This is a genomic window from Limnofasciculus baicalensis BBK-W-15, assembly GCF_024178385.1.
GTDB lineage: Bacteria > Cyanobacteriota > Cyanobacteriia > Cyanobacteriales > Coleofasciculaceae > Limnofasciculus > Limnofasciculus baicalensis.
This window is the reverse complement of record NZ_JAMZMM010000493.1, coordinates 1-3,635: the sequence shown is the minus strand read 5'-3', so window position 1 is coordinate 3,635 and position 3,635 is coordinate 1. Positions and strand designations below refer to the sequence as shown.

Genomic DNA, 3,635 nt, shown 5'->3' with positions numbered 1-3,635 from the left:
CTGAGAAGGAGTAACCCGCCACAATTGATCTAATTCACTAGCAGGAATAGTCAAATATAAAACATCACCAGGAGTTAGCAAAGTTTCAAATAAATCCCACCCGTGGATAGTCTGGCATTTTGATTCAATATATAAGGGGACAAAATCAACCTCCCTAGTTAAATCTTTCACCCGTCGTCGGCAAAAGGTATGATCGGGAGTAATTGCGATCGCTAATGCCACCCAAAGAGTATTCCCAGTAATGCCATTCCCTAAAATTCGTCCCCCCAAAGCAGCAGCCGCAAATGCAGGGGTAGCTAATTCTGTAGGACTCAAGACTACCTCAAAATTAAATACCTGTTGCACGCCACGGGCAAATTGGGAGTCATGATTCCGAACAATAACTCGTAAATTAGGAGCCAAAGCCTTAGCACTGAGGGCAATCTCCACATTAGTCATATCGTTACTCGTCACAACTAATAGTGCCTCAGCCTTCTGAATATTTGCCGATTCTAGAGTTGTAGACAAACTCCCATCTCCTAAAATTACAGGTACTCCTAACGAACGAATAACTCCCAGGAAACGGTTATCGGGATCTCGCTCAATAGCTACAACTTCATAACCATTATTATGAAGTTGATTAATAATTTGTACCCCAATCCCTCCCAAGCCACAGATAATATAATGATTGCGAGTGGGAACCCGTGCCGCATCCCAAAACTGACGTAAACGAGTTCCTAAAATAAAATCATTGAGTAGGGCATAAAAAATACCAACTGTCCCCGTCCCCACTAACATCATGATCGCGGTAAAAAACTTAATGCTGTCAGGAGATTTTTCAACGACTTGTTCTTCCCCACCTGCCCCGGTAATCATCCCCACAGAAAAATAAATGGCATCGACAACTGAAGTATTGAAATCAACACTAATATAAGTCACCGTCGCCAAAAAGATTGTCAAAAATAGGACAAGTGTCACTAACAACATCGACTGAGCATGGCGCTGAAACTGTTGTAAGTTTGCGATCGCTTTGAGGAATTTTTGCAACCTGGAACGCCGACGGCTACGGATATTGGGTTTAGTGCCAACAATTATGCGATCGCCTACTTCCAACTTGAGCCGCTGTACCACAGCCGCCACTAAATTAATATGACCACTGACAGGTAAATAGTAAATTAACATCCGCGATCGCGCTTCCCACAGATCGCCCAGCGATCGACCAATCCATGGGTGATTTTCATCAATATATTCTTCATGAATCGGCCAAGTTTGATTAAACAGTTGTAGTTGCCCAATAGCTCGATCTCCCAGGGCTGCAAAAGTAAAGACAGGAGCAGCCAAAGCCGCCACACTCATGCTAAAATGATCTGGGAGAATCAGATCTAATCGTTCACCCAGGCTATGATTAAATAACCGATTAATAATCCGAATCCGGGGATTTATTAACCGTGATTGAGTGAGGATAGCGAGATTTAAAGCATCATCGCTACAAGAGAGAACCAAAGTATGGGCATCCTTAATCCCAGCTTCTAGCAATGTAGAAGCCGCCCTAAAATCTCCGATCGTCACATCATCTCCTTCACCAGGAATTACGCGATCGCTAATACCAACAACAGCAGCCCCCTGTTCTCTGAGCAGAGAAAAAATTTGATATCCAGTGCGACCTAAACCACAGACAATAATACGGGGTTTCATGAATTAGTTTTATTGATAGACAGATTCCTGCCTTTTATTATTTAAACCCCTATTCTCATTCAGATGATCTAAAATTATTGTATCTCAAGACACCACTGCTAAAATTGTTCCGCAAGTAGGCAGAATTAAACCTAACACTCACAGAGGCTAAGAAACCGGGTTTCTTGGAGAAACCCGGTTTCTGAAGTACCTCATATACCCGGAATCGGCTCTCAAAAATTAGAAAAGCTATAATTATATATCTAGCAACCCACAGACTACTAGATCTAGCAACCTACAGACTACTAGATGACGGGAACCCAGTTGGTTTCAATTTTACTAGTTGATGACGATCCCATGTTTCACAAAGGATTGCAAACTCTGCTAAACTTCTACAGCAATAACGGCTCTTTCCGATTCCATGTAGTCGGGGAGGCGGCGACAGTAAATCAAGCCTTAAAATTAACATGAGCAACCATCTCGCTATTGCCACCGTAACTGCAACACTGCAAAAATTCTTGCAAATTGCGACAAGTGTTCCTGGGCAAGAAATTGGGGCGACAACGGTTCCACCTAATATAATGGGGACTGGGAAAGCAGCTACAGGATTGAATGTCTTTCTTTATTTCATTTCCAGCAATCCCGTGTGGGGTCAAGGTGGTAATATGGGTGGGCGTAGTCGTCCGGGAGAAATGGCAAAAAAATGGCGAAGCGCCCTGGATTTGCATTATATGATCAGTGCCTATGGCGATGATACTAAATTAGAACCACAATGTTTGATAGGTGCTGCGATCCGCGCCCTCACGGATCAAAGAGTTTTAACTAAAGAAATGATTCTGGAGACAATTGCCGATAATAACTTTGACTTTTTGGCGGATTCTAACCTAGTAGATCAAATAGAAGAGATCAACATTATCCCCCTGGATTTATCCTTGGAAGATTTATCTAAAGCATGGTCCGTATTTTTCCAAGCTCCCTATAAGCTATCGGTTGCTTACCGAGCAAGTGTGGTAATTATTGAAGGGCAAGCGCCATCTGAGGTAGCCTTACCAGTACGCGCTCGTCATTTTGGTGGCGTAATGCCCTTTTCCAATCAGCCAAAAATTGATGTAGTTATTGCCCAGGCAGGTAAATTTGAGCCGATTCTAGCAGACAGCATCCTGTTAATTCAAGGCAAGAATTTGAAAAGTAATGTAACTCAGGTTGTGATCGATGGACAGGAGCTGAAACCAACAGAAATTAAAGATACCGAAATTATTGTACCCCTTTCCTCTTTACCAGCCAGTGAGCTACGAGCTGGAATCCACAGCTTACAGGTGATTCATCGTCTGCCCATCCCACCAAAAATGGGTTCTAGTCAGGAGACATCTCAGACACCTGCTAATGGTAGTAAAACTAAAACACCAAAATCTAATGGAATACCCCCCTTAATTCCTGCTGTTCAATCAAATCTTGCTCCTTTTACACTACGTCCAACCATAACGAAACTGAGTGTGTCAAAAGGTGAAAAATTTGAAAAAGGTGAAAAAGTTGAAAAAGGTGAGGAAGCTGAGGAAGAAGAAAAAGTTGAAAAAGTTGAAAAACGTGAGGAAGATGAGATCCAAAAAGCAGAAGTGCGGGTGCGGAGCAATCTCACTATTGGCAAAAAGCAAAAAGTGATTTTAGCTCTTAATGAGGCATCTATCAACAATCCAGCTACTTATTTATTTGAAGCTGCACCACGTCGCACCGACTGTGCCACGGTTACAGTACCTATTTATGGGGTGAAACCAGGGAAATATTTAGTACGCTTGCAGGTTGATGGTGCAGAAAGTCAGCTAACTGTTGATACCAAGCCAAAGAGTAAGACGTTCAATCAATATATCGGTCCGAAAATTACTATAAAATAAACAATGAAGGATGAAGGATGAAGGATAAAGGATGAAGGATGAAGGATATAAGTAAAAAAATATTTTCATCCTATTCCCCATTCCCCACTCCCC

The 3,635-nt window shown here is 42.3% G+C and carries 3 protein-coding genes; 2 read left to right on the top strand and 1 reads right to left on the bottom strand.

The window, feature by feature from the left end:
• Positions 1–1,674: potassium channel family protein (locus NJ959_RS27145; protein ID WP_254014879.1), on the bottom strand; the 1,674-nt coding region annotated here is incomplete at its 3' end.
• 303 nt (positions 1,675–1,977) lie between these two features.
• Here NJ959_RS27145 and NJ959_RS27140 point away from each other — a divergent pair.
• Both NJ959_RS27140 and NJ959_RS27135 read left to right on the top strand, forming a co-directional pair.
• Positions 1,978–2,124 (top strand): helix-turn-helix domain-containing protein, encoded by a 147-nt coding sequence (locus tag NJ959_RS27140; RefSeq protein ID WP_254014878.1) that lies wholly within the window; start codon positions 1,978–1,980, stop codon positions 2,122–2,124.
• On the top strand, positions 2,121–3,542 hold the full coding sequence (locus NJ959_RS27135; RefSeq protein ID WP_254014877.1) for a Pvc16 family protein: 1,422 nt from the start codon (positions 2,121–2,123) through the stop codon (positions 3,540–3,542). The genes NJ959_RS27140 and NJ959_RS27135 overlap by 4 nt, the downstream gene beginning before the upstream one ends.
• The last annotated feature ends 93 nt before the right edge of the window (positions 3,543–3,635 follow it).

What these genes read in the sequence shown, in the direction of transcription:
- NJ959_RS27135 (WP_254014877.1), top strand. Translation starts at nt 2,121, where the DNA reads ATGAGCAACCATCTCGCTATTGCCACCGTAACTGCAACACTGCAAAAA.